Source organism: Pseudomonas sp. FSL R10-0399, assembly GCF_009600165.1.
Taxonomy (GTDB): domain Bacteria; phylum Pseudomonadota; class Gammaproteobacteria; order Pseudomonadales; family Pseudomonadaceae; genus Aquipseudomonas; species Aquipseudomonas helleri.
In genome coordinates, this window is sequence record NZ_WIWK01000287.1 from 1 (window position 1) to 640 (window position 640).

Consider the following 640-nt stretch of genomic DNA (forward strand, 5'->3'; position numbering starts at 1 on the left):
GCGCTGGCTGGACGGCGCAGTCATGCGCGTGATCGACGTGCTGTTGGCGTTTCCCGACCTGTTGCTGGCGCTGGTGATCATCACCTTCTTCGGCCAGGGCCAGCTCAACATCATCCTCGCTATCGGCATCGCCAATGTGCCGCGTTATGCGCGCCTGGTGCGGGCGCAAACTCTGGTGGTGCGCGGCGCCGGTTACGTCGAAGCGGCCACCACCCTGGGGCTGCCCCGGCATTTGGTGATCTGGCGGCATGTGCTGCCCAACGCGATCAAACCGATTTTGATCCTGGCCACCATCGGCATTGGCGGCAACATCGTCAACGGCGCGGCCTTGAGCTTTCTGGGCTTTGGCGCCGCGCCGCCAGCGCCGGAGTGGGGCGGGATGCTCGCCATGGGCCGCAACTATTTGGCCAACGCCTGGTGGCTGGTCGCATGGCCCGCCCTGGCAATCACATTGACCGTGGTCTCGATCAGCGCGATCGGCCGCGAACTGTTGCGTCGCAGCGAAGGGAAACGGGCATGAGTACACAACCTCTGATCGATGTGCAAAACCTCTATGTGCGCTTTGGCGCGCACGCGGCGCCGACCCTCAAGGGCGTGAGCTTCCAGGTGCATCCCGGCGAGTGCCTGGCGCTGGTGGGCG

1 protein-coding gene is annotated in these 640 nt (G+C 65.2%); it reads left to right on the plus strand.

What is annotated here, in order from left to right; translation table 11 throughout:
* A partial coding sequence (locus GHO41_RS29475; protein WP_153435365.1) for an ABC transporter permease occupies positions 1-520 on the plus strand: 520 nt, incomplete at its 5' end.
* Positions 521-640: the final 120 nt, after the last annotated feature.